Here is a 24,464-nt window from a genome sequence, read left to right on the forward strand (position 1 = left end):
CGTGGGCCATCGGGATTCATGTGATGATTTGCGTGAGGTTCGTTGGGGCGTTTTGGGCGCTGGGCGCATTTCGCATCGATTTGCATCGTCGCTCAAGGAGGTGGACGGGGCACGGCTTGTGGCTGCCGCCGGTCGCACTCCTTCGCATGTTGAGGAGTTTTGCAGGGCGTTTTCGATTGATGCCGCGCACAGTTATGCCACGGCTGACGATAACGGCGATGCAGCTTATGATGCGTTGATTGCCGACCCCGATGTCGACGCAATCTACTTGGCTCTTCCACATGGCATGCATGCGCATTGGGTCTGTCGGGCACTGCGCGCGGGAAAGGCCGTGCTGTGCGAAAAGCCGGCCGTTTTGAATGAAGAAGAGGCTCTCTCGATTGCCTCCACCTCTCGCGAGCGCGGTGTGCTGTTTATGGAGGCGATGAAGAATCGGTTTTGCCCGATGCGCACTCGCGTGAAGGACTTGCTTGCGTCGGGTGAGCTTGGCCGTATTGTCTCGATTGAAAGCGTGCAAAAGCTCGATTACGGCGAGCCTCCTTCGGGCTATCTGCTTGATCCGTTGCAGGGCGGCTGTCTATATGACATGGGCTGCTATGCGGTCGGTTGGTTTGAGGATTTGCTCGCGGGCGCGTGCGAGGTTTCGTCCCGTGAAGTTCGCTGGCGTGACGTGTCAGGCGGCCGCGTCGATTGGGCCGATGAGATCCATATGAGCGTCGGCGGTATACCCATTCATATGGTGTGCGATGGCAAGGCAGCATATGAAAGCCGCTTAACGATTGCCTGTGAGCGGGGCTCGTTGGAAATCGAGCGTCTCCATCGCCCCGAGCTCGCCCATGTGAAATACTCCGACGGACGAATGCTCGAAATTAATGCCCCGTTTGAGGTCGATGATTTCTACGGCGAAATCCAGCATGCGACCCAGCTCATCCGGGCGGGGAAACTCGAGAGTCCCGTCATGTCCCTTGCCGCCACACAGCGCTGCGCGCACATTATCGATGCAATCCGTCTAGCCCTCTAGGACTTGGCGCTGACGCGTAGGGAATCATGAGGCTGGCGCCCGTAGCCGCAGTGCTTGGTGGCCCGCATCTCTGATGCCCCTTTTATAAGTTGCGGTGGAATAGTTCCTGTTTGCGGCAGAATAGGGGCCAAACAGGAACTATTTCACCGCAACTGATGAGGGGGAGCTGGGGATGCTGACGATCGGGTGTCACCTATCCACGACGAAGGGCTATCGGGCAATGGGGGAGACGGCGCTATCCATTGGCGCCAATACCTTTGCATTCTTTACGCGCAACCCGCGTGGTGGCAAGGCGAAAGACCTTGACATGGATGACGTGGCGGCCCTGCGCGAGCTTATGGAGCAAAACGACTTCGGCCCACTCGTGGCGCATGCCCCCTATACCTACAACCCCTGTTCTGCCAAAGAGCGGGCGCGTGAGTTTGCCTTGGAGGCAATGGCCGAAGACTTGCAGCGTCTGGAAGCACTGCCCGGCAACTACTACAACTTTCACCCCGGCGCACATGTGGGGCAGGGGACTGATGCCGGCATTCAGATGATCGTCGACACCCTGTGCCAGGTGATGTTTGAGGGCCAGCAGACGACGGTGTTGCTCGAGACCATGGCCGGCAAGGGCACCGAGGTGGGCCGCAGCTTTGAGGAGCTGGCGCTCATCATCGAGGGCGTTGCCGACAAGCGCCCCGAGCTGTCGGCCAAGCTGGGCGTGTGTCTGGACACCTGCCATGTGAATGACGCCGGCTATGACATCGTCTGCGATCTTGACGGTGTGCTTGACGAGTTCGATCGTGTGGTGGGTATCGAGCGCCTGCGCGCCGTGCACATCAATGACTCCAAGAATCCCTGCGGCGCCCATAAGGACCGCCACGAATGCATCGGTAAGGGCTATCTGGGTAGTGAAGAGTTTGGCGGCGGTATGCAGGTTATGCAGAATATTGTATTGAATAGCCGCTTGCGTGCGCTTCCATTCATTTTGGAGACGCCTAACGAACTTGCAGGTTATGCAGCGGAAATTACGCTATTAAGGTCATTGCAGCAGTAATGACTGTCACAAAGTGGAGTGTTCCATTCACGTTATGGGTTTGTTTCAATCAGTTTTCTAATTGCAGTTTCGCATTTACGGGTGCATAATATCCAACAGTTTTTGCAGACCTCTGAATCAAACGGGGTCACCGGAAGGAGACTGATTATGAAGCTGAAGAAGCTTGGCGCATTTGCCGCCACGGGCGCCATGGCGATCGCCCTTGCACTGACGGGCTGCGGCTCGTCCAACGCCACCTCTGGTTCTGATGCCGGTTCCAGCAGCTCTGACGACGCTAAGGTCGAGAAGGTCGACGGCTCCAAGGAGTACGCGCTCGTCAAGGACGGTACGCTGACCGTCGGCACCTCTGCCGAGTACGCTCCGTTTGAGTACAAGGATGACAACGGCGATTATCAGGGCTTTGACCTTGAGCTCATCAAGGCTATCGGCGACAAGCTGGGCCTGGATGTCGAGTACGTCAACAATGACTTCGACACACTCGTACCCGGTGTCGCTTCGGGCGCTAAGTACGACGTCTCCATCGCGGCTATCACCGACACGCCCGAGCGTGAGAAGGAAGTCACTTTCTCCGATTCCTACTACATGGACGATCAGGCTATCGTGACCAAGGTCGATAACACCGACATCACGGCCGACAACTACAGCGAGAAGCTCAACAACGCCGACGCTACCATCATCGTTCAGTCTGGCTCGACCGCCGAGTCCTTTGCCCAGGAGAACTTCCCCAAGGCCAAGATCGTCCCCTACAAGGACGCTACCGAGTGCTTCAGCGCCCTGCAGTCCGATAAGGGCGACGCCGTAGTCACCAACCGCTCCGTTGCCAGCCAGCTGACCGCCGAGCAGTTCAACACCTGCCAGACCATCAAGCAGATCAGCACCGGCGAGGAGTACGCCATCGCCATCAACCAGGGCAACACCAAGCTCAAGGACGACATCAACCAGGCCATCAAGGACCTGACCGACGACGGTACCGTCGACGCCCTCATGGCTAAGTACAACATCAAGTAAAATAGCTACTTGATTGCGTGTAGGCCCTTTCCGTTTTGCGGAGAGGGCCTTTGCGCTTCTCTTGACGGAGAGTGCTTCCGTCTCGTTTTGCCGGCAACTTCTACGATAGGAGCCACCTTGTCTCGATTGAACGAAGGGGCTGCGGAGCAGCGTTTTCCACTGCCCGCCTTGCTCCAAAAGCTAGCCTGCGCCATGGCCGTGGCGCTCGCGCTGGTGTGCGTGGGGGCATATGCGCCCACGACCGCCCAGGCGCTTGAGACCGCAAAGATTACCGCCCGACCCAACACCGGTTCGGGCAGCGCTGTGGTCGGCGGCACCGAGACGCGCATTACCTGGGAGGTCCAGGCCGATGCCGACGAGGAACTGAGTGGTCTTTCGCTGACGTTTGCCGATGGCACGACCTTTGGTGCGGACGACACACGTCTGACGATGCTCTCGGGCGATGACCTTATGGACCGTACGCCCATGAAGCCTACGTGCAAGGTCGACGGCCAGACGCTCAAGATCGATTTTGGCGAGACGGCGCCCGCTGGCGGCTATTTCCGTGTCGAGGTCTACGGCGTGACCTTCCCCGTCGAGGGCGGCGACGAGGCCTTTAGCGGTACCTATACGCTCGCCGATGGTTCGACCAAGAAGATCTCCAAGATTCCATCGGTGGAGATCAAGGGCGTGACGGCATTCGATAACTTCCTGGCCGACCTTAAGGAGCAGCCGTGGGTCGAGGCATGGAATTCCAACATGTTCCTTCGCCTGTTCCTGAACCCGGTCATTTTGGTCCAGAGCCTGCCGATCGTCTTTAAGGGCTTCCTTATGTCGCTCTCGATCGTGCTCGTGGCGTTTCCGCTGGCCATTCCCTTTGGCTTTGCGCTGTCGCTCATGCGCATCTCCAAGTCGCGCATCCTGCGTTGCCTTGCCGGCATCTATGTGAATATCATCCGCGGTACGCCGGCGTTCCTGCAGATCTACATCGCGTTCTTTGGCCTGCCGCTGGCCGGCGTCAAGGTTGACGACTATGTGCTGGGCGTTATCGTCATGGCCATGAACTCGTCCGCCTACCTGTGCGAGATCTTCCGCGCCGGTATTCAGTCAATCCCCAAGGGCCAGAACGAGGCCGCGCGCTCGCTAGGCATGAACGCCTTCCAGACGCTGCTCTACGTCATGATTCCGCAGACGTTCCGCAATGTCCTGCCCACGCTGACCAGCGAGTTCATCCTGCTCTACAAGGATACGTCGCTGCTCGCCGCCGTGGGCGTGGTTGAGATCGTCATGAACGCTCGCACCATCGTGGCCACGACGGGCTCCATCACGCCGTATGTGGTTGCCGCCCTGTTCTATCTGGTCATTACCCTGCCGCTTGCGCGCTTGGTGAGCGGTCTTGAGGCGAGGCTTCTGGGGACGGCCGAAACTAAGAAGAAGCGTCCCACCAAGAGCGCCGGACAGGTTGTCGCGACGCCCGCCGATCATATCGCCGGTCTGTAAGGAGGTTCTATCATGAGCGAAACCAATAACTCGAACGAGGTCGTCGTCAGCATCAAGAATCTCCAGAAGGCATTTGGCGATAACGTGGTCCTGCGCGACATCGATCTGGATGTGCACAAGGGTGAGGTCGTTGTGGTCTTGGGCCCCTCGGGCTCGGGCAAGTCGACGATGCTTCGCTGCATTAACCGTCTTGAGGAGCCCACGAGTGGTTCGATTGTCGTCGAGGGCGTGGATGTGTGCGCCAAGGGCGTCGACCTCAATAAGGTACGTACGCACTTGGGCATGGTGTTTCAGCAGTTCAATTTGTTCCCGCACCTGTCAGTCAAAAAGAACGTCATGCTCGCGCAGCAAAAGGTGCTCAAGCGCAGCAAGGAAGAGGCCGAAAAGATTGCCGTCGAGGAGCTGACCAAGGTCGGTCTTGCCGAGCGTATCGACTTTATGCCGAGCCAGCTTTCGGGCGGTCAGCAGCAGCGCGTGGCCATCGCCCGTGCCCTGTCGATGAACCCTCACGTCATGCTCTTTGACGAGGCTACGTCGGCGCTCGACCCCGAGCTCGTCCGCGACGTTCTGGGTGTCATGCGCGACCTGGCACGCGACGGCATGACCATGATCGTCGTGACGCACGAGATGGGCTTTGCCCGCGACGTCGCCGACCGCGTTGTCTTTATGGACGGCGGCGTTATCGTGGAGGAGGGCACGCCGAGCGAGGTCTTCGACCATCCCAAGAGCGAACGCACCAAGGCGTTTTTGGGCAATATCTCATAGCTGATCAGCAGTGTCTCGGAATGAGAGTTTGCTTGAGCGGGCGGGGTCGTAGCAATGATGCTGCGGCCCCGTTTTGCATTTCGGATAAAGGTCTCGTCGTTGCCCTGGCGGACTTTCAACCACATTTTCGGTGAATTATGTGTGCGTGATATCGGCGGACGCTCGTTGTCTGGTCTTCCATACAATTACATGCTGTTTGAAAAGAAGCCGGACCATGGGTGCGCTTGGCGCATAAAAGGGAACTGGGTGGGAATCCCAGGCAAGGCGGTTACTGTGTGCGGGGCTGTCCCGCGAGTCAGATTACTTGCCCATGGTCTTCTCGTGTCGAGGGTCTTTTGGGAGCCGCTGGATTCCGGTGAGCAGAAGATGACATCATATTTGCTCCAAGCATCCCGTATGCGATGCGGGGGCATTGCCGCATGCTGTCAGGTGCGGGCGTTTCGCTGTGTCCCGTTTCCCTTTACATGGTCGGCCTCGATTCTTATTGGGGTAGTGATCTTCCAGACCAAGGGGGAAAGGATGCTCAACAACATCCGAACAGGTACGAGGAAATTCCTCGTCGTGCTCATGGCGTTTATCTTTGCCAGTTCGAGCACGGGAATGACCGCGTTTGCCGAGGAGGTGAGCACGGGCGTAGCCGCGGCGGCCGATCAGGTCACCGCGGCGGGCGATGATGGGCAGGGCAGGCCTAATGAAGATGAGCCTTCCGCCGACGCTGAAACCGGCATGGCAGATGGCGGCAGCACGCAGGAGCAGGAAAGCTCCGGTGTTGCCGTGCAATCTATTGCGTCCGAGGAAACGGTACCGGCTGCACAGGTCGAAGAAGCAGGTTCTTTCGCTAAGGTAGTGCACTCGGGCGAGACGGTGGTCGTCAACGATGCGGCCGATATGCCTGAGACCATTGAGGCGGGTGCGACCGTCAAGCTCGGCGCGAATATTTCGATGGGCACTGATCAGCAGATCGAGACCGTTGACGGCACCCTGGATGGCCAGGGCCACACGGTCACCATTAACGGCAAGGCCGTTGCGAATAATGTGGCCGGCTCGATTCAGAACCTGGGCGTGACGGGCTCGGTCTCGAGCACCGACAATGTGGGCTCCATTGCCATGACACTTTCTGGCACCATCCAGATGTGCTGGTCCACGGCGAGTGTGAACCTTATCGGCTGGATGGGCTGTGCCGGTGGCCTGGTCGGCGGTATGACGTCCGGAAAGATCGTCAATTCCTATTTTGCCGGCTCAGGCGTTGAGATGAACGGTGGCCTGGTCGGTGAGGCTCAGGCCGGATCACTGTTGAACTGCCTATATACCGTAGGTTTTTCGCCTGCCGAGATAAACAACCCTAGCGGCTTTAACAAGGGAAACGCGGCTAAAGCCGCCGACCTCTCTTCTGCTAAATCACTCGACGTGCTCAATACCGATACGCCGTCGACTGGCTTTTCCTGGGTGTCCAATGGTGGCCTGCCCTTGCTTGTGAGCGGCTCTGCCCCCGTCGTTGTCAATAAGGACGCGCTCGTCGCGGCTATCACGGCCGCCGAGGCGCTCAATGAGTCAGACTACACAACGGATTCCTGGTCCGCCTTTGCCGCTGCTCTTGCTGACGCCAAAATCGTCAACGATAACGACGATGCATCTCAGTCCGATGTAAATGCGGCGGTCAAAAAGCTCGATGACGCCTCGGATGCGCTTGAGAAAAAGAAGCCGACGGCTCCCGTCGCCCAGCCGGAGAGCGTCAAGCATATCTCGTCGCAGGATGACTTCATGTATATGAACGTCAAGGATGCGAGCAACTACTATGTGCTCGATAACGACATTGTGATTGATGACGAATGGTTCTTCGGACCCACAGGCGAGCTCAATTGCACGTTTGACGGGCAGGGCCACACTATTACCTTCGACAACGGGGGAGGCGTTAAGTCTCTGTTTGCGAGCGTTGGCTCCACCGGCGTCATCCAGAATGTCTCTTTTGCCGGTGAGCTCAAACAGGCCATGGACGGCAAGTCGTTTGGTCCGCTTGGCAATCAGGTAAAGGGCTCTGTCATTAATTGCTCCACGTCCGTTACGGGTAAGGGCGTTGCTGGCTTTGGCCGTACGCTCCAGGGCGGCGTGATCTCCAATTGCATGTCCACCGCCGCTTCGACCGGCGGCGTGCTCTTTGCGAGCTACGACTCCGGACAGCTCATCAATGCGTACTGGCAGGAGGGCCTTACCAATAAGGTCGTCTTTCCCTCGGACGCGCTCGTCAACTCCTATGCTGTCGATACCGATGACATGAAGACGGCGACCTTTGTCGAAAATCTCAACGTCAATCGTGGTGAAAACGGTAGCGTGTGGGGTATGGGGTCTGATGGCTTTCCGCACTTCGGTGAGAATCTAGACCACGAGTCTTCTGAGAGCCCTACTGCAAGCAATAAGTACGAGGTGAAGTTCACGTCTGCCCGTACCGGCAAGACCGTAACTGCTGCCGATGGTGTGCTCTGCCCGTCTCCCGACGACGTTGTGGTGGGCGAGAACGGTGCCGCCTGCGTTTCGGGCACGCTTGAGCTCGATGGCCTGCCCAAGGATGCCAAGGTGACCTGGGGTACCCCAGATGCCAACAGGGGTGATATCGCCGTTAACGAGGAAACGGGCCTGCTGCACGTGTATAACGACGCCGTAGGTACGGTAACCGCCACACTCCACAAGGACGACGGCACTACCGAGAACGTCGCGACCGTTGTGGTCAAGGCAGTGTCCAAACCGATCGATGATTTTCAGATTTGGTATAACGGCGCAAACGTGACGGGCGGCACTATTGCGGTTGCGGGTTCCGAGGTCAAGAATCTTGAAGTCCGTGTTCATTACACCGATGCCGCCGAGGGCGAGTACACTCCTGTTTCCTATGCGCGTTTTCGCTTTGTCGGCACGCCTGCGAACGTACTTTACTCCAATCCCGGATCCGCCTGCTTTTATTTTAAGAAGCCGGGCGAGGCCACGATTCGGGTATCTTCACGCGCAAATCTCGATATCGCCTCCAAGAGCGTGACGGTCACGTCGAGCTATGTGCCAGCGACGAGCGTCTCGCTTGGCTATAACGAGGACGGCGAGACTGTCTATCTGCACGGTCGCAATCCGCTTGCCAAAGGCGCCTTCCTGACCGATAAGGCTGCGCCGGTTGTGGGACCCGAAAACGCGAGTGATCGCGCTTGCTACACGGTCACCTCGAGTGATTCTGCGGTTGCCGAGTACACTACGAGTGGCGAGATTGGCTTTACGCCGTATAAGGCCGGTAAGACAACGTTTGAGGCGACGGTCGAAAACCAGGACGGCAGCGTCATCTCCTCGGGTAAGCGAGAAGTTATCTACGCTTACCGGAACCCACTGAAATCGGTGACAATCACGAATGTCCCCGCGTCCGTTAAGGCCGGTAAGACCGTCGAACTCAACCTGGGTTATACGGGTGAGAACGATGTCGAGGGCTGGAGCGTTTCCGAGCCCGGTATGAAATGGAGTGTGACGACCGAGGAAGGTCGGGATGCCTCGGATGCCGTGAGTATCGACCGACGCGCTCTTGGTGATTGGAAGCACGTTGACGGTGCTCCTGACGACGGCTTGTTTGTGGCGAGCGGCGCCTATGTCCTGACGGCGAACAAGGCCGGTACCTATACGGTGACCGGTACGCCGATCGATCAGACTGCCGGTGCCCAGGCCATCTCCTTTGAGATTACGGTTGACGGAATCGTTGCCTCACCGGATAACGAGGCAAAGGCCGACGAAGGTACCCTTTCCGCTGCCAAGTACTTTGACGCCAACCGTACGATCGATGCGTACACCTATGGTCAAGAATGGGAGATTTACGCCTTCGCAACGTCGGGGCGCAAGATTGACGACGCACTGATCGCGAATTACAAGAAGTCCCTTACCGTTCATAAGGCCGAGTGGTCGGGCAACACCGCCAAGGTGACTGATTGCGAGCGAGTTGCGCTTGCGCTAACCGCGCTTGGCGAGGATATTACCTCTTTCGATGGCGTGGATCTCATTGCCGACATTTGCTCTCACGAAGATCTTGTGGCTTCGGCGAACAACGTGGTCTATGCACTGATCGCCCTTGACGAGGCGGGTATTTCGAATGAGGTGCTGCGTGCGTCCGGCTCTTCTTGGACACGTGCTCAGCTTGTTTGCGCGCTGCTTTCGTTCCAGAATCCCGACGGCGGTTTCACCATCGATGCGGGCGGTGCGAGCAACGTCGATATGACCGCTATGGCACTTCAGGCGCTTGCGCCCTATGTCGATAATGACGCGTGCGCCGTTGCCCTGGCCTCGAATGGCCAACCTTCTGTTGCATCTGCTGTCGACAATGCGCTCGGCTTCCTTAGGGGTCAGATGAACGGCCTTTGCGACTTTGGGTCCGTTGAGTCGAATGCCCAGGTGCTGCTCGCTCTTGTGGCTCTTGGCAAGGATCCCGTAAATACCAAGAACGGTTTTGCAACGGGTGCGAATAGCCTGATTACTGCAATCTGCGCCTACGAGGTCGCCGACGGCAAGGGCTACGCCCATACCATGGAATCCGACGGTAAGCCCGGCAATGCCAACGCGCTTGCGACTGTACAGGCCTTACGATCCCTTTCGGCCTATAAGTCCGCAGGGTCCGGTGTGAGCTGGTCCAAGATCGGTGGCGTAAAAGCCGGTGTCGTCGAACCGGGCGGCTCGATAAAACCCGTGACGCCCGAGGTACCCGTTCCTACGGTCCCGACGAAGAATTCGACGCCCGCGGTCATGCCGACCGGTTCGCAGAGGGGCGATGGCTCCGGCGATAAGCAGGGCGGTTCTGGAATGCAGGAAGTTGTTGCTTCGCAGAATGTGGATGCCAACAAGGGCGAGTCCGATAAGAAGTCCGGCTCCGACGAGTCTTCCGGTTCGAAAACGACGTCCGCTGCTGCCGCATCACGCAAGGGTGCTTTGGATGGGCGAGGCGGCGTTAACCCGGTCGCTGTTACCGGTGTTGTTGTCGGTATCGTGTGCCTTGCGGCTATTGGTGCGTGGTTTGTGCGCTCCCGTAAGAGCGCATAGCGACTCGATGCCTGTAACGTCCGTCGTTTGATACGCGGGTGAGTTGTGCCGTTCGTGTCGTGGCTTTATAGATGAACGGGCTCCGGGTTAAGACGACCCGGAGCCCGTTTGCGCTGCATCTGTCGTGTCAATGGGTGGTTTATGCCAGCTCCGCTCCCAGGGCCTTGCAGGCCGCCTCGCCCTCATCATCGGGCGCATCGTAGCAAATGACGGAATCGACGACGTTGACGCCCGCCTCGTCGGCATCGGCCTTCCAGTTGTCCATCCACTCGCCCTCGGCCCACGAGTAGGAGCCAAAGAGGACGACCTTCTTGTCGCCGAGGGACTCCTTGACCTCGTCCCACATAGGCTGGAACTCGTCATACTCAAGCTCCTCGGAACCCATGGCGGGGCAGCCGAAGGCAATGGCGTCATAGCTGGCGGCCTTGTCTGCGGAGAAATCGGCGCAGGAGATGACTTCTGCCTCGGCGCCGGCATCGGTTGCACCTTCGGCAACGAGGTTTGCCATGGCCTCGGTGTTGCCTGTACCGCTCCAGTAGACGACTGCGATCTTGCTCATATGTTTTCCTTTCGGTTGTGCGGCGTGCGGCCGCGTTTTGTATGCTCTATCGGGTTGCCTGGACAAGTTGTCCCAGGGTGCAGCCCTGTTGATAGATATAGGTAAGGTATTGCGTGCATGCGCGATAGGAGTCAAAGGTCGTGAGCGCCTGTTCGACGTTCGTGTATACCTTCCAGGCGCCAATGACCTTATAGTTTTCGCCGTGCTGGACGATAAACTGATGGACATCTTCGTAGGGATAGCCCAAAAAATAGCCAATTTCGTGGGGGAACTCGCACATACACCCCGTATCGCAGTGCCTATTTCGCGCGAGTGCGCTGACACTGCCGTCATAGGCGCTTTCTGCGGCATTGCTGCTTGCCAGCGTGATGCGCGCGGCGAGATGCACCAGGGATGCGGGCAGGTTGTGGACATCGTAGCCTTCGGCGACAAGCGCCGTCGCGGCGCGGGGGTCGGAGAGATATCGCATAAGGTCCGCAGGGCGGTACACATAGATGAGCGCTCCGCAGGGGCGCCAGACCAAAACTCTCATATGGATCCCGAGCGGCTGGAGCTCGCGGTTGCATTGGGCTATGACGGCGAGCAGGCGAGAGCGTCGCTCTTCGATTTGAGCGATGCCGAGTTTTCCGTTTTGGTTGGCGTAAACGCCGGGATAGGTAAAGAGCGAAGCTGGCTTGATACCTGCGAGCGTAGGGGAGCAGTTGCGCACGACAGCCGTTTGATATGTTGGGATGTCAATGGTTCGAGTCACGTTGCCCCTTTCGAGTCCTCAACTGTTAGCCTAGGAAAACTTATACACGAAAGTAAGCCATGGTCAACAAAAAAGTTTGAAGAGGGAAACTAATTGACCGAACGGACATGATTTTGGGTTAAGATGGGGACACCCTATGGGGGTATCTAGATAGGGCTACTTGAAAGGGGAACGCATGAGTGACTTGCTCAACCCTGCGAATCTCATCGTGCTGGCCGTAATTGCCGTCGGTTTGTTTTTTGGGTTGCGTCGCATCGCCGCTTCGACTCGCGGAAAGAGCTGCTGCAGTGACGGCGCGAGCGGAAAGAAGTCCAAGAAGGTCGTGGTCGCTGATACCGATCTGTCTCATTATCCCTATAGCGAGGAGCTGCTCATCGGCGGCATGAGCTGTGACGGCTGCGCTCAGAACGTAGCCAATGCCCTGAATGCGCTGGATGGCGTGTGGGCAACGGTGACGTATGCGGACCACACGGCACGCGTGCGCTCTAAGCAGCCGATCGATCGCGGTGCTCTCGTGGCCGCCGTGAAGGACGCGGGTTACTACGTCATGACGCTGTAAGCGTCGCCTTGGATGCATTTCCTTGTCTAGGCTCGTCCGCGCAGTTCGATGTCTTGGATATCGTCGAAGTCGATGGCGATGTCCTTGAGCTTGAGGAACTTGAAGGCGGGAAGCACTTCGTCGAGAATGCCGGTGCGGCTACGATAGCCGTATGTATCGTAATAGGTGACACGCACCAAGTCGCCGCGTTTGAGGCCCTCGAGCTTTTTTGAAAGCTCGAGGGCTTTTTCTTCCGTGAGTTCGCATTTTGGTTCGACGGTAATTTCTTGCTTGCGCACGAGCTCGTAGTATCCCGTGAGGGCGGCAAAGGGCATAAACTGCGCGGCGCGGCCGGCGCGGACGGCGCCGTTGGCGGTGAGCTTTGGGTCGGCGGAGCGACGTCTTCCCTCGGGGTCCGCTAGGCGTTCAAAAGGTGTCGGTGGCCGCATCGGCTGTTGTTGGGACTTAGGCACGGTGTCCTCCAACTTGGTCGTTGCGTTCGCGCGCGGTGGCGCCGGCGGTAAAGCTCAATCCTTTGACCAGGGCGTTTTTGCCGTACTTGCCTTTCACGGCCAGGACGGCGCGCGCCAGGTCGCGCTCGCGCTCATCCGCCTCGATATCGCTAAATAGATCGATGGTGGCAAATTCCTCGGGCATGAGGTTGCCAAATCCCAGGTTGATGCGTTTGACCGGTCGTTTGGGATCGACGGTCTGCGCCCAGAGCTCATCGAAATAGCCCATGATCTTCTTAAACGAATTGGTTCGCTCGGGCAGCTTTCGCGAAGCGTTGGAGTGCGCGAAGAGCGCGGCATAGCCACCGCGCGGTTTGCCGCCATGCTCTCCCACAAAGATGCCATCGATTGCCTGCGCCTCACGCACCAAGCGCCGTCGTTCGTCATCGCGTTGGACGGGCTTGGGCGCACGGGGTGCGAGCTCGGGTCCAACAGTTACGGCGGGTTCGATGCTCGACGTGCTCGAGCGTAGGTGTCCGCATCCGTCCACATATTGCGCTGTGCCGCTGGCGTCGAGGCGGCGTATGTCGGCGCGCTCGCTCGCGTAGCCTACAAAGAGCGAGATGCTGTCGCACACCACGTGCTTATCGACTAAGTCCAGCACAGCGTTGTCGACCATCTCGCGCAACACGGTGTAGGCCTGCTCGTAGGCATAACCCTTCGAGAGCACCTGCCCTGTGGTGGTCGAGGTCGCTTGCGGGCGATAAGCTTGGATATCGGCGATAGTTGTCGGCTCGCGCCCAAAGGCGTGGTCGATAAGATACTCGGCATTGACGCCGAGCTCGTCGTAGAGCAGGTTTTCGTCGAGCGCCGCGACGCCCATCAAATCGTAGACGCCGTATTTTTCGAGTCGCGCTGCCACGCCGGGCCCGATGCCCCAGATGTCGGTGATGGGGCGATGGGGCCAGATCTCCTTGCGAAAGGTCTCGTCGTCGAGTTTGCCGATGCGACTGGGCACGTGCTTGGCGGTGATATCGAGTGCAACCTTGGCCTGGAATAGGTTGGGGCCGATGCCGACCGTTGCCGTGATGCCGGTGCGCCCCAGGACCTCGTCACGCAGCATGCAGGCGAAGCCTTCAGCGTCAGTATGGTAGAGGTCCAGATAGGGCGTCACGTCGATAAAGCATTCGTCGATGGAGTAGACGTGCACGTCCTGTGGGCTCACGTATTCCAGATAGATGCCGTAGATTTGCGCCGACACCTCCATGTAGTGCTGCATGCGCGGTACGGCCTTAATGTAGTCGATGCTATCGGGAATCTCGAATAAACGGCAGCGGTTGTGTATCCCGAGGTCTTTCATGGCCTGTGTGATGGCGAGACAGATGGTCGTTCGTCCGCGCGATTCGTCGGCAACGACCAGGTTGGTGGTGAGCGGGTTGAGCCCGCGGTCGACGCACTCGACGCTGGCGTAGAACGTTTTAAGGTCGATGCAGATGTAGGTGTGCTGCTCGTGCGCCATCCGTGCCCTTCCATCAAACACATGTTCTTATCGAATACATGTTCGATAATACCCGCTTGCGCGGACATCGTCAAAACCTGTCCCTTTTTGGTGGGTATGGTCGTGCGGTTGGATCGGTTTTTAACGCAGCTCTAAAGAGCGTGAAACAGCTCGGAAAACCTCGCTTCTTAGCATGAGCCTAACGATTGATACCGCCTATACGCACGGAAGGGTTGTGGGAAAGATGGTCAACTATGGGTTTGGTATGCCGACGCGCTTGGTTGCGGATGGAGACGTGGCTCGCTGGTGTGGACGATTGGTCGCTCACTACGGCGGCACCAAGGCGCTGGTCGTGCTGGGCGGTGACAAGCATACGCGTGATGAGCTCGTCTCGGCGGCACTCGGCTCGCTCGATCGCGCCCTGCTCGAACGCGTGCTCTTTCGTTGCGGTTTGGTCGGGGGCGACGGGGGAGACGATTTGGTTGATGAGGCCGTGGCCCTAGCGACCGACGAAGGCGTGGACTTTGTCCTGGCGATCGGCGATGCCGATACTGCCGGCTTTGCGCGCGAACTCGCGCGTCGCATGGCGGTACTCGATGCCGGCGAAGACGGTTTTGTCCCTTATGGATGTATTGTCTCGGAGGGCAAAGTGCCTGCCGTCGTGGGGGCCGGCGAGGTTCCCGTTTTTGCCATTATCGCTCCCGAACTGCTTGAGGGCATTGGGTCTCCTCTGCGCGAGCTGCTCGGCAGCGTGTGCGCGGCGGCCTAGCACCTGACAGGAAGGGACAGGTTAATTTTGGTAGGTAAAGCGTTTGACCTGCCAAAATAAACCTGTCCCTTTTTGGTCGGTCGCCGTTTGGGGGCGAATTGGCAACGCTCGCTGATTACGGTCTTGACCTGCGCTAGAATAAGGGCATCTGATTATCCGGGCGCATGGAGGTATGCGCCCGTATGTTGAGGAGGACTTTATGGCAACTGTTGCCGCACCTATCGACGCTACGTCGACCGCCGCTTGGAAGGCGCTCGAGGCCCATCAGGAGAAGCTCGAGGCCGAGGGTATCGACCTTAAGGCATGGTTTGCTGCCGATGCAGAGCGCGTGAACAAGCTGAGCTTTGATGCCGGTGACCTGCACTTCGACCTGTCCAAGAACCTGGTGACCGATGAGACCGTCAAGCTGCTGTGCGATCTTGCCCGCGAGGTGAAGCTCGAGGAGCGCCGCGACGCCATGTTCTCCGGCGAGCACATCAACACCACCGAGGACCGCGCTGTTCTGCATACCGCGCTTCGCCGTCCGGCAAGCGAGAAGGGTCAGCTCATCGTTGACGGCCAGGATGTCGTCGCCGACGTGCACGAGGTCCTCGACCGCATGTACGCCTTCGCCGAGCGCGTGCGCTCCGGTGAGTGGAAGGGCGTTACCGGCAAGAAGATCGAGCACCTGGTGTCCGTCGGCATCGGTGGCTCCGATCTGGGCCCGGTCATGGCCTACGAGGCCCTGCGTCCCTACGCCGACGCCGGTATCGACTGCCGCTACATCTCCAACATCGACCCCAACGATCAGGCCGAGAAGCTCAAGGGTTTGGATCCCGAGACCACGCTCGTGATCATCGTCTCCAAGACCTTCACCACGCTCGAGACCCTCACCAACGCCCGCGAAGTCAAGACCTGGATGCTCGAGCAGCTCAAGGCTCAGGGTGCCATCGACGGTTCCGATGAGCAGAACGCCGAGGCCGTGGCAAAGCACTTCGTCGCCGTTTCCACCGCACTCGAGAAGGTCGAGGCCTTCGGTATCGACCCCGCTAACGCCTTTGGTTTCTGGAACTGGGTCGGCGGCCGCTACTCCGTCGACTCCGCCGTGGGCCTGTCGCTGATCGTCGTGCTCGGCCCCGAGCGCTTCCAGCAGTTCCTCGAGGGCTTCCATGCTATCGACGAGTACTTCTGCAACACGCCGCTCGAGAACAACGCCGTCGCGCTGATGGGCCTGCTCAACGTCTGGTACGTCAACTTCTTCGGCTCCAAGAGCCACGCCGTGCTTCCGTACTGCCAGTATCTGCACCGCTTCCCGGCCTACCTTCAGCAGCTCACCATGGAGTCCAACGGCAAGCACGTCCGCTGGGACGGCAGCGCTGTGACCTCCGATACCGGTGAGATCTTCTGGGGCGAGCCCGGCACCAACGGCCAGCATGCCTTCTATCAGCTGCTGCACCAGGGTACCGTGGTGGTTCCGGCCGACTTCATCGCCTTCGCCAATACCGCCAACCCTGCGACCGATAGCGGCCAGGACGTGCACGAGCTGTTCCTGGGCAACTTCCTTGCCCAGACCAAGGCACTCGCCTTTGGCAAGACAGCCGACGAGGTTCGTGCCGAGGGTACGCCCGAGCAGATCGTCCCGGCCCGCTGCTTTGAGGGCAACCGCCCGACGACCTCGATCTTCGGCGACACGCTGACCCCGTTTGCACTCGGCGAGCTCATCGCCCTGTACGAGCACATCACGTTTGTCGAGGGCACGGTCTGGGGCATCGACTCCTATGACCAGTGGGGCGTTGAGCTGGGCAAGCAGCTTGCCAAGCAGATTACTCCGGCCTTCCACGACGACGCTGCCAAGGCCGAGCAGGACGCTTCGACCCAGGCGCTCATCGAGTTCTACCGCGCTCACCGCAAGTAGTCGCTGCTGTTAACGCATCGCGCCTTATAGTCAGGGGCCCGTATCCTATCGGATGCGGGCCCCTTTGCTTTGCCGTGGTCCCGGGGCGCACGGCCTTTGTGGAACATCGCCGGGGCGCCGCGCGCTGCGAGAACCCTGCGTCTAGATCTCGGCCTCCGCATGGCCTCGCTGCGCCTCGGGCAGCTCCCCGTAGAGCGGATGGTCTTCGAGCCTAAAGCGCTCGACCTGTTCGGGAGTGCGACCGCGTACAAAGAGCCACGAGCGATCGATCGGCGTCGCCATGAGCGTGCTGGGCAGCGCGTCGGCGCGGTCGGAAAACACCCGGGCGCTCTCGGGATCCTGGAACGCCAGCACCAGATGCGTGTCGCAGTTGCCCATGATGGAGCGTGCGCGTGCCTCGCCATAGAGCGCATCGAGCTGGTTGGTCGACTGCAGCAGCAGCGTTGCCCAGATGTTGCGGCTTCGGATAATCGAGAGCGCGTTGTCGATCTGGGGGATCTGCAGATTTGCGAAGTCATCGAGCATAAAGCGCACGGGCACGGGCAGGCTGCCGTCGGGCTGCCTATCGGCTTCGCGAATGAGGCCCATAAACGCCTGCGAAATAAAGAGGCCGGTCAGCGGATCGAGATTGCGGTCAATATCGCTCACGGTTACAAACAGGGCGCAGGGGGTGTGTCCCATGGAAGCGAAGTCCACCTGATGGCACTCACGATAGAGCTGTGCCGCACCGTCGAATCCCAGACACATGACCTTTTCGGCAAGGATGCCGACGATGCTCGCGTGCATGCGCTCGGCATTTTGCGTAATGGCGTAGCGCCGCCATAGCGAGAGGGCATAGCTTTGGGGGTCGGTCGTGATCAGGTCGTCAAACAATCGACCCGTGGCACCGTCCTGCAGGTGCTCGATCAGCTTGATGACCGAGCTGATCGTCTGCTCGTCGGCGGGTAGCTGTTCGGTGACGTAGGCGATAAGACACGACAGCAGGTTTGCCGCCGCATGATCCCAAAAAGGCTGGTTGTTGTCCTCGATGGGGCAGATGGCCTTTGCCACCGAGAGGATGTCCTGCTGGTTGGGCCTGCCGTCCGCCTTGCGGCGAATGTGCCTCAGGGGGTTGTAGCCGCAGCGCTCGATGCCGGGCGCAAGGGCCGGGACGGTGTTGAGGTCGGCGAAGTTGAGACATTGCACGCGGTAACCGTGGGCTGCCAGCACGGGTCCCACTTCGCGACAGAGCGTGCCTTTGGTGTCGAGCACGATGTAGCTTGCGTTCATTTGCAGTAGGTTGGGCTTGAGGACGTTTCGGGTCTTGCCGGCTCCCGAGGGGCCGATCACAAGTGCATTGTTGTTGAGTCCCGTTTGGCGGGTGTCGCAGGAAAGCGTTCGATCCTTGGCGAGGATGGTGGACAATGCGGACTCAGATGCGGCGAGGCGGCTGGCGAGGTTAGACATGGGCGACCTCCTTGGTGGTCGAGAGGATTTCGTGGGCAAAGCCGAGCTCGACGGCGCGCTCGGCCGAAAGGTAGGTGTCTTTTGCAGTGAGGGACTGGATGCGCTTGGGCGTGAGGCCGCTGCGGTCCGAGAGGATTTGCGTGAGGGTCTTGCGGGTCTGCATGAGACGCCGGCTGGTTTCCTGCAGCGCAAGTGCCGAGCCGCCTGCCCCCTGGGGGATCAGCGGGTCGTGAATCATGAGCTCTGCATGGGGCGCCATACGGCGATCGTCGCCGCCCATAAAGATCACGGCGCCCATGGACGCGGCGAATTCCAAGCAGACGGTGCGGATGGGGCACGATGCGAGGCGCATGGCGTCATAGATTGCAAGACCCGATCGCACGCTTCCGCCGGCGCTGGCGACAAATATGGTGATGGGGCGGCTGGGGTCGGTGGCATCGAGCAGGCGGATCTGCTGGCATAGGTCGTGGGCCATCGGGGTTTCGATGTTTCCCATGACGGAGAGCTCGCGACGGGCGAGCATCTCATCGTAAATGCTGGTGAGCGTGATACCTCGGGCGGATTCACGCATGGTGAGGGGGCTGATGATGGGGGAATGATTGGTGTCCATGAGGACTCCTTTCTGTTGGTTGTGTTGTGGAATAGGATTGTTGCCCGCGGAGGGGCTGGCGGGCTACAGGGTTCGTCCGAGCCTGAGATCGAGTTCGGTTGTGGGGCAGGCTGCCTGTTCGTGCGGCTCGCAAGCGCCAAGGGCTCCAAAGCGATGGAGCGTTGCGGCGGGCGTGGTGTAGGCGAGCCGCAGCTGATGCTCGACAGGGGCACATCCGTCATTTTTGTAATGAGCCGCGTAGTACTGCGCGACGCTGGCGTTCATCTCGCTGCCATTGCGATGGCGCTCAAACTGGCGTCTGCAGGTCTCGATGATCTTTGCTACCGACTTGGGTGCCGTCGCGGGAACAAGGGCGAGATAGCCCTCAAATAGCTCGTTGATGCTCAGGAGGCACAGCAGGTCGATCAGCGTCCTTATGGCTGCTCCCTCGGCGGAAAAGTGCGCGGTCATGCGGTTATATCGGTTGCGGTCGACGATGGCCGCATGGGGTCTTGGGGTTTTCTGCCCCGTGGTCCCGGGCTTTTGCCGCGCCTGTGTATTGAGCTCGACGTTGCAGCGCTTGAGGCCGTCCAGCGGAAGGAACAGTGCGGTGCGCAGGGTGTTCCGCTTGCTTTCGAGTTCATGACGCTCGTCGGGTTCCCATTCGAGCTTGAGTTTCGTGTCGAGCGCCGTAAGCATATGGGCTAGGCAGCCTACGGTAAGAACGTGCGAATCGTTGTCGCGTTTTGGGGCATAGGGGTCTGTCAGCTTGCGAATGTCGGGGTCGCCCATGATCTTTGTGCAGCGCTTCAGCAGTTGAGGATGGTCGGCCAAGATCGTCGCGAGCGGTAGCGACGCGTAGTTCTTGATGGTCGCGGCGGCAAAGGCGGCATCATATTCGTTTGCATATGCTCGCTCAATTCGGGCATCCAGAATGCTTTTCTTATCGCTGTCTTCAGCGTGGTGGTTTGTCATAGCTTCTCCAATCGGTTGATGTTCGTGCTGTTTGTTGATGTGTTGGTTGTCGTGAGTGATGTGCTTGCCGTGGGTGATGTGCTGACGTTGGGGTGCTATGCGGTTTTCAATGAGCCCGTGAGGCAGTTGCTGCAGGGGCGGGATGGAACGGCCCATGCAAGGCGGAAGGCATCGTGCTCAAAATCGAGACAGCAATGCCCGGGGTGCCTCACATGTGGCAGTTACCTCATTAAGTTGTCATTGCGTTTGGGGTTGTACTTTGCCGATCTTCCTTCTCTTACACGCTAAAACTCAAACTTCATATGCTCGATCTACTTAAAACCGCAACGGCGGTCTTTTATCAACTTATATGTCGGAACGCGTCTTTGCAAGTACTTTTTTGCCTTTGTTTCAAATGGGGTGGTTTTGCAACCGTCATACGCGCGCTGTGCGAACGTGCCCCGGCTCGGATAAGATAGTGCGCGATAAAAACGATGCAAGGAGGCACATATGGCAATCAAAGCCATCGCGATGGATATCGACGGTACGCTCACCAACGACCAGAAAGTGATTAGCTCGCGTACGCGCAAGAAGCTGCTCGCGGCGCAGGAATCGGGCATTAAGCTCATCTTGGCTTCGGGCCGTCCCGCATGGGGGCTGCACGCCTTGGCGCAGGAGCTCGACCTTCAAAACCATGACGGTCTGCTGGTGGCCTTTAACGGCGCGCATGTGGTCGACGCTCAGACCGACGAGGTGCTGTTCGATCAGGCTATGCCTGCCGACGAATTGCATCGCCTGATTGATCACCTGCGTAATTTTGACGTGATCCCTATGATTTCGCTCGGTCGTGATTTGCATGTCGAGGACTCGTACCGTTGCATGATCACGCTGCCTGACGGCTCGCAGAAGAATATCGTCAAGTATGAGCGCGACGCGTGCGATCTTAAGATTCGCGAGGTGGAGAGCCTGCATGAGGTCGCTGATGCTTATCCCGTGGACAAGCTACTCACTGCGGGCGACCCGGCATACCTGCAGGCGCATTACGAGGAGATGTATGCGCCCTTTAAGCAGACGCTTTCGGGCATGTTTACGGCCGACTGGTACTTTGAGTACACGGCGCCCGGTATCGACAAGGCCTGCGCGCTCGAGGGTGCCCTGCCCAAGCTCGGCATCGATGCCAGCGAGGTCGTATCGTTTGGCGACGGCCAGAACGACAAGTCCATGATCGAGTGGGCCGGCACCGGTGTTGCCATGGGAAACGCCGTCGATGAGGTTAAGGCTGTGGCCCAGATGGTGACCACCAATAACAACGAAGATGGTATTGCGGTGGCGCTGGATAAGCTGCTGGGCTAGAATCGCCGATTAATGCATGATTCGGGCGCCTGCTCGCGGGCGTCCTTTTGTTAGGGAGGGTGCCGTGTCCGCATTTCCGTTCGACGCCGTTATCTTTGACATGGACGGCGTCATTGTCGATACCGAGTATTACTACTTGGGCGAGACTGCCGCGTTTGCCAAGGAGCTGGGGCTTAATCTGACTCAAGAGGAGTTGAATGGGCAGGTCGGTACCTCCCATCAGTTCTTCCTGCATATGCTGGTCGATTGGTTTGAGCGCGCCGGTAAGGGGCATTTCACTGGCGAGGAAGCGTTGGCCCGTTGGGACGAGTGGGCGCATAAGCGTCCGCGCGACTATCAGGCTTTGATTAACCCAGGCGCCGTGGATACGATTCGAGAGCTGCCGCGCCGTGGCGTTCGCGTGGCGCTTGCCAGCTCGTCTCCCATGGTTAGCATCGAGGAAGTGCTCAATGCGTGCGGGCTGTCGGATGCCTTTGAGTATGTGGTGAGCGGCGAGCAGTTTAAGGAGAGCAAGCCCGAGCCCGACATCTACTTGCATGCGCTGGACCTGCTGGGGCTGCCCGCGAATCGCTGCTGCTGCGTTGAGGATTCGGTGCCTGGCATCACCGCTGGCAAGCGAGCCGGCCTGACAGTTATTGCCAAGCGCGAGGAGCGTTTTGGCTTTAGCCAGGATGCCGCGGACAAGATTATCGACCAGCTGCCGGAGCTGCTCACGCTTTCTTAGGAGCGCGGTAGTTGCGCGTTTTTCGGGTCTGATGAGTAAATAGCCAACATTTTGGTGCGACACCTAGCATACTTTAAGCTAATGCGGGCTTAAGGGCTTGTTGAATGCCCTTAAGCCCGTTTTAGAATTAATTGTGCTGGGAGAAGGTATATGCCACCGACTGAAGGGCTAACTGACGGTAAAGCAGCGATACCGCTGTACCAACAGGTCATTGATATCATTAAAAACGAAATCAACTCCGGCGCCTACAAGGCAGGCGCGCGGATACCCAACGAATTCGAATTGGCTGAGAGCTATAAAGTTGGCCGCGTTACCGTGCGACGCGCTATTGAGGAGCTCGTCCAGCAGGGCTATCTAACGAAGCGACAGGGGAAAGGCACGTTTGTCAATGCCCCCAAGCTCAAGCGCAAGATTCGCCAGAAGGATGACGTTCAGAGTTTTTCGGACGCATGCCGCGTTAACGGAATGGAACCGGGGGCGTGTGTCATTTCGAGAAAGATACTGCCGGCGGATTCCACCGAAGCACAGTTCTTTGGTGTTCCCGTTGGAACTGACTTGATTTGCGTTGAGCGCGTGCGCACTGCCGATGGCGTCCCTGTCATGCTCGAGAACAACATATACGTTTACGAGGACAACGCCTATCTATCAACGGCACCTCTATCTAACCAATCCATTTTTGAGTTCGTGCGTAACCGGACGGGCCGTACGCCCGCGTTTACCGACCCGTGCACACTCGAGATCGCGTGCGCGTCGCCCGAGGTCGCTCGGCTGTTGGCAGTTCCCGTTGGCGAACCCTTGTTTTATATGGAAGCCTTCTTTTTTGATGAGCAGCGGCGGCCGTTTATCATCGGTCGTCAGCGGATCGTTGGGTCTCGCTACGTTTTTGACATCTAGGACATTGCGAATGGAAGCGCCCGGTGGATCATCTCACCGGGCGTTTCCATACCGTTCACGGCGCAAACGCGACCGTTCAACCGCGTTGCGGCAATCAGTTTGAAATTATCTTGATGAAGGAAAAAGCTGCTGGTAATCTATGGGACGTCATAGAACGTTTGCATTGTGCAAACGTTGAACCGAGATGCGATGCAGTCTCGAGTTCTTTGGAGGTATCTATGTCAGATACGAAGGCGAAGAAGACAAACAGACGTTTTAAGTTCAAATTACCGCATGTCTATACGATCATGTTCTTGCTGATCGTTGTCTTTGCGGTCCTGACTTGGATCGTTCCCTCTGGTCAGTATCAACGCAAGACGATTTCGACAGCGGCGGGCGAGCGTGAAGTCGCCGTTGCTGGAACCTATGAACAGGTCGATAAGAACTACACCGATTCCGAGACCGGCGAGACCATCAATCTGGGTCAGGATATCTTCGCGGTTCTGCAAGCGCCCACCAAGGGTATCCAAGAGGCTGCCGACGTCGTTGCGTTCGTCTTATTGATTGGCGGATCGTTCGCGATCATCACCAAGACCAACGCTTTGAATGCCGGCATGAGCCGTGTGATTAAAAAGCTCAAGAACAAGGACATCCTCATCATTCCCATCACGATGACGTTGCTGTCCATTTGTGGCACTACGTTTGGTATGTCTGAGGAAGCCCTGCCGTTCTATGCCATCTTCATTCCCATCATGATGGGTATCGGTTATGACTCGATGACGGCATTCATCATCTGCTTCCTTGGTCCTAACCTGGGATATTGTGCTTCGACCATCGACCCGTTTAATGTTTTGATCGCCCAAGGCATCATTGGCATCGAGGGTAATCCGCAACTGTGGCTGCGTGCCGTTTCTTGGGTCATCTTCACTGCCGTCGGTATCGCATGGGCCATGCGCTACGCCATGCGCGTCAAGAAAAACCCCGAGTCGTCCATTGTGTACGAGGACGATAAGCTCAAGCGTATTGAATTTTCCGTGACCGATGCCTCCATCGAGGAAGAGTTCACTATCCGTCAGAAGCTCGTGCTTATCGATTTTGCTTGCGGTATGGGCATTATCGTCTGGGGTCTTGTTACCCAGGGCTGGTACATGAATCAGATTTCCGCCGTGTTCCTTGGCATGGGCTTGCTTGCCGGTATCCTGGGCGGCCTTGACCAGCAGACGATCGCAGAGGAGTTCGTTAAGGGTCTCGCCGACTTTGCGTACGCTGCCGTCGTTATCGGTATCGCTCGCGGTATTCTGGTCATCGCCGAGGGCGGCATGATCATCGACACCATCCTCCAGGCGCTCGCTACTGCACTGGCCGGTGCACCTGCCGCCGTCTACACCACGTTTATGTATATCGTCCTTGGCCTGCTCTCTTTGCTGGTTCCCTCGAGCTCTGGACTTGCGGCGCTCACCATGCCCGTCATGGGTCCGCTGACCGAGCTTATGGGCCTCAATCCCGAAGCCGCCGTTACCGCGCTCCAGTTTGCTAATCAGACCATCAACACCATCAGTCCCGTGGCGGGCATGACGGTTGCCGGTCTTGCCGTGGCAAAGATCTCGTTTGGTCAATGGTGGAAGACCATTTGGAAGTTCTTCATTTTCATGGTCGTCTTTGGCCTGATCGTAACGGCAATCTCTGGCATGCTTCCGGCGTAG

The 24,464-nt window shown here is 58.3% G+C and carries 20 protein-coding genes and 1 riboswitch; of the genes, 13 read left to right on the plus strand and 7 right to left on the minus strand.

Annotated features, from left to right (window positions below; genetic code table 11):
* The first annotated feature begins 1 nt into the window (after position 1).
* The 6 genes from AAA138_RS04080 (at position 2) to AAA138_RS04105 (ending at position 10,361) form a co-directional block, all read left to right on the plus strand.
* The gene (locus AAA138_RS04080) at positions 2–1,021 is read left to right on the plus strand and encodes a Gfo/Idh/MocA family oxidoreductase (protein ID WP_349089665.1); all 1,020 of its coding nucleotides are present in this window, start codon (positions 2–4) and stop codon (positions 1,019–1,021) included.
* Positions 1,022–1,193: 172 nt separating this feature from the next.
* Complete coding sequence (locus AAA138_RS04085) at positions 1,194–2,060, plus strand: deoxyribonuclease IV (protein ID WP_250787612.1); 867 nt, start codon at positions 1,194–1,196, stop codon at positions 2,058–2,060.
* 147 nt (positions 2,061–2,207) lie between these two features.
* Positions 2,208–3,068 carry an ABC transporter substrate-binding protein gene (locus tag AAA138_RS04090; protein ID WP_250787613.1) on the plus strand — a complete coding sequence of 287 codons (861 nt, stop codon included), beginning with the start codon at positions 2,208–2,210 and terminating at the stop codon, positions 3,066–3,068.
* A gap of 117 nt (positions 3,069–3,185) precedes the next feature.
* Positions 3,186–4,547, plus strand: coding sequence for an ABC transporter permease subunit (locus tag AAA138_RS04095; RefSeq protein WP_271760134.1), 1,362 nt, complete (start codon positions 3,186–3,188; stop codon positions 4,545–4,547).
* Positions 4,548–4,559: 12 nt separating this feature from the next.
* Positions 4,560–5,312, plus strand: coding sequence for an amino acid ABC transporter ATP-binding protein (locus tag AAA138_RS04100; RefSeq protein WP_022094423.1), 753 nt, complete (start codon positions 4,560–4,562; stop codon positions 5,310–5,312).
* Positions 5,313–5,511: 199 nt separating this feature from the next.
* Positions 5,512–5,639, plus strand: a riboswitch (cobalamin riboswitch).
* Between the two features lie 192 nt (positions 5,640–5,831).
* On the plus strand, positions 5,832–10,361 hold the full coding sequence (locus AAA138_RS04105; RefSeq protein WP_349089668.1) for a prenyltransferase/squalene oxidase repeat-containing protein: 4,530 nt from the start codon (positions 5,832–5,834) through the stop codon (positions 10,359–10,361).
* 139 nt (positions 10,362–10,500) lie between these two features.
* Here the strand turns inward: AAA138_RS04105 and AAA138_RS04110 are convergent, their stop codons facing one another.
* On the minus strand, positions 10,501–10,920 hold the full coding sequence (locus AAA138_RS04110) for a flavodoxin (RefSeq protein ID WP_271760138.1): 420 nt from the start codon (positions 10,918–10,920) through the stop codon (positions 10,501–10,503).
* 46 nt (positions 10,921–10,966) lie between these two features.
* Positions 10,967–11,671, minus strand: a complete 705-nt coding sequence (locus AAA138_RS04115; RefSeq protein WP_271760140.1) for a DUF3793 family protein — start codon at positions 11,669–11,671, stop codon at positions 10,967–10,969.
* Positions 11,672–11,846: 175 nt separating this feature from the next.
* Between AAA138_RS04115 and AAA138_RS04120 the strand changes: the two genes are divergently transcribed.
* Positions 11,847–12,230, plus strand: a complete 384-nt coding sequence (locus tag AAA138_RS04120) for a cation transporter (RefSeq protein ID WP_271760142.1) — start codon at positions 11,847–11,849, stop codon at positions 12,228–12,230.
* A gap of 26 nt (positions 12,231–12,256) precedes the next feature.
* Here AAA138_RS04120 and AAA138_RS04125 read toward each other — a convergent pair whose 3' ends face one another.
* A complete protein-coding gene (locus AAA138_RS04125; RefSeq protein WP_271760144.1) occupies positions 12,257–12,682 on the minus strand; it encodes a hypothetical protein in 426 nt (141 codons plus the stop codon).
* A complete protein-coding gene (locus AAA138_RS04130) occupies positions 12,675–14,180 on the minus strand; it encodes a DNA repair protein (RefSeq protein WP_271760146.1) in 1,506 nt (501 codons plus the stop codon). The genes AAA138_RS04125 and AAA138_RS04130 overlap by 8 nt, the downstream gene beginning before the upstream one ends.
* Before the next feature lie 223 nt (positions 14,181–14,403).
* Between AAA138_RS04130 and AAA138_RS04135 the strand changes: the two genes are divergently transcribed.
* The gene (locus AAA138_RS04135; RefSeq protein ID WP_271760230.1) at positions 14,404–14,928 is read left to right on the plus strand and encodes an iron-containing alcohol dehydrogenase; all 525 of its coding nucleotides are present in this window, start codon (positions 14,404–14,406) and stop codon (positions 14,926–14,928) included.
* A gap of 199 nt (positions 14,929–15,127) precedes the next feature.
* Positions 15,128–16,822, plus strand: coding sequence for a glucose-6-phosphate isomerase (pgi, locus tag AAA138_RS04140; protein ID WP_271760148.1), 1,695 nt, complete (start codon positions 15,128–15,130; stop codon positions 16,820–16,822).
* Positions 16,823–16,963: 141 nt separating this feature from the next.
* Here pgi and AAA138_RS04145 read toward each other — a convergent pair whose 3' ends face one another.
* The 3 genes from AAA138_RS04145 to AAA138_RS04155 form a co-directional block, all read right to left on the minus strand.
* Positions 16,964–18,268 carry a VirD4-like conjugal transfer protein, CD1115 family gene (locus tag AAA138_RS04145; protein ID WP_271760149.1) on the minus strand — a complete coding sequence of 435 codons (1,305 nt, stop codon included), beginning with the start codon at positions 18,266–18,268 and terminating at the stop codon, positions 16,964–16,966.
* On the minus strand, positions 18,261–18,878 hold the full coding sequence (locus AAA138_RS04150) for an ATP-dependent Clp protease proteolytic subunit (protein WP_022094432.1): 618 nt from the start codon (positions 18,876–18,878) through the stop codon (positions 18,261–18,263). The genes AAA138_RS04145 and AAA138_RS04150 overlap by 8 nt, the downstream gene beginning before the upstream one ends.
* A 63-nt stretch (positions 18,879–18,941) precedes the next feature.
* On the minus strand, positions 18,942–19,988 hold the full coding sequence (locus tag AAA138_RS04155) for a hypothetical protein (RefSeq protein ID WP_349089670.1): 1,047 nt from the start codon (positions 19,986–19,988) through the stop codon (positions 18,942–18,944).
* A gap of 333 nt (positions 19,989–20,321) precedes the next feature.
* Here AAA138_RS04155 and AAA138_RS04160 point away from each other — a divergent pair, with 333 nt between their 5' ends.
* The 4 genes from AAA138_RS04160 (at position 20,322) to AAA138_RS04175 (ending at position 24,464) form a co-directional block, all read left to right on the plus strand.
* Entirely contained in the window at positions 20,322–21,164 is an 843-nt protein-coding gene (locus AAA138_RS04160; RefSeq protein WP_117745871.1) for a Cof-type HAD-IIB family hydrolase, read from the plus strand.
* A gap of 64 nt (positions 21,165–21,228) precedes the next feature.
* The gene (locus AAA138_RS04165) at positions 21,229–21,888 is read left to right on the plus strand and encodes an HAD family phosphatase (RefSeq protein WP_308196326.1); all 660 of its coding nucleotides are present in this window, start codon (positions 21,229–21,231) and stop codon (positions 21,886–21,888) included.
* Between the two features lie 150 nt (positions 21,889–22,038).
* The gene (locus tag AAA138_RS04170; RefSeq protein WP_035138851.1) at positions 22,039–22,782 is read left to right on the plus strand and encodes a GntR family transcriptional regulator; all 744 of its coding nucleotides are present in this window, start codon (positions 22,039–22,041) and stop codon (positions 22,780–22,782) included.
* Between the two features lie 218 nt (positions 22,783–23,000).
* Entirely contained in the window at positions 23,001–24,464 is a 1,464-nt protein-coding gene (locus tag AAA138_RS04175; RefSeq protein ID WP_329737822.1) for a YfcC family protein, read from the plus strand.

This window comes from Collinsella sp. CLA-JM-H32B (assembly GCF_040098065.1).
Lineage (GTDB): Bacteria > Actinomycetota > Coriobacteriia > Coriobacteriales > Coriobacteriaceae > Collinsella.

Coding starts and splice junctions, on each gene's coding strand:
- AAA138_RS04145 (WP_271760149.1), bottom strand. CDS start 18,268: ATGTCTAACCTCGCCAGCCGCCTCGCCGCATCTGAGTCCGCATTGTCC.
- AAA138_RS04085 (WP_250787612.1), top strand. CDS start 1,194: ATGCTGACGATCGGGTGTCACCTATCCACGACGAAGGGCTATCGGGCA.
- AAA138_RS04090 (WP_250787613.1), top strand. CDS start 2,208: ATGAAGCTGAAGAAGCTTGGCGCATTTGCCGCCACGGGCGCCATGGCG.
- AAA138_RS04175 (WP_329737822.1), top strand. CDS start 23,001: ATGTCAGATACGAAGGCGAAGAAGACAAACAGACGTTTTAAGTTCAAA.
- pgi (WP_271760148.1), top strand. CDS start 15,128: ATGGCAACTGTTGCCGCACCTATCGACGCTACGTCGACCGCCGCTTGG.
- AAA138_RS04100 (WP_022094423.1), top strand. CDS start 4,560: ATGAGCGAAACCAATAACTCGAACGAGGTCGTCGTCAGCATCAAGAAT.
- AAA138_RS04120 (WP_271760142.1), top strand. CDS start 11,847: ATGAGTGACTTGCTCAACCCTGCGAATCTCATCGTGCTGGCCGTAATT.
- AAA138_RS04160 (WP_117745871.1), top strand. CDS start 20,322: ATGGCAATCAAAGCCATCGCGATGGATATCGACGGTACGCTCACCAAC.
- AAA138_RS04155 (WP_349089670.1), bottom strand. CDS start 19,988: ATGGGCCGTTCCATCCCGCCCCTGCAGCAACTGCCTCACGGGCTCATT.
- AAA138_RS04130 (WP_271760146.1), bottom strand. CDS start 14,180: ATGGCGCACGAGCAGCACACCTACATCTGCATCGACCTTAAAACGTTC.
- AAA138_RS04110 (WP_271760138.1), bottom strand. CDS start 10,920: ATGAGCAAGATCGCAGTCGTCTACTGGAGCGGTACAGGCAACACCGAG.
- AAA138_RS04105 (WP_349089668.1), top strand. CDS start 5,832: ATGCTCAACAACATCCGAACAGGTACGAGGAAATTCCTCGTCGTGCTC.
- AAA138_RS04135 (WP_271760230.1), top strand. CDS start 14,404: ATGGTCAACTATGGGTTTGGTATGCCGACGCGCTTGGTTGCGGATGGA.
- AAA138_RS04170 (WP_035138851.1), top strand. CDS start 22,039: ATGCCACCGACTGAAGGGCTAACTGACGGTAAAGCAGCGATACCGCTG.
- AAA138_RS04150 (WP_022094432.1), bottom strand. CDS start 18,878: ATGGACACCAATCATTCCCCCATCATCAGCCCCCTCACCATGCGTGAA.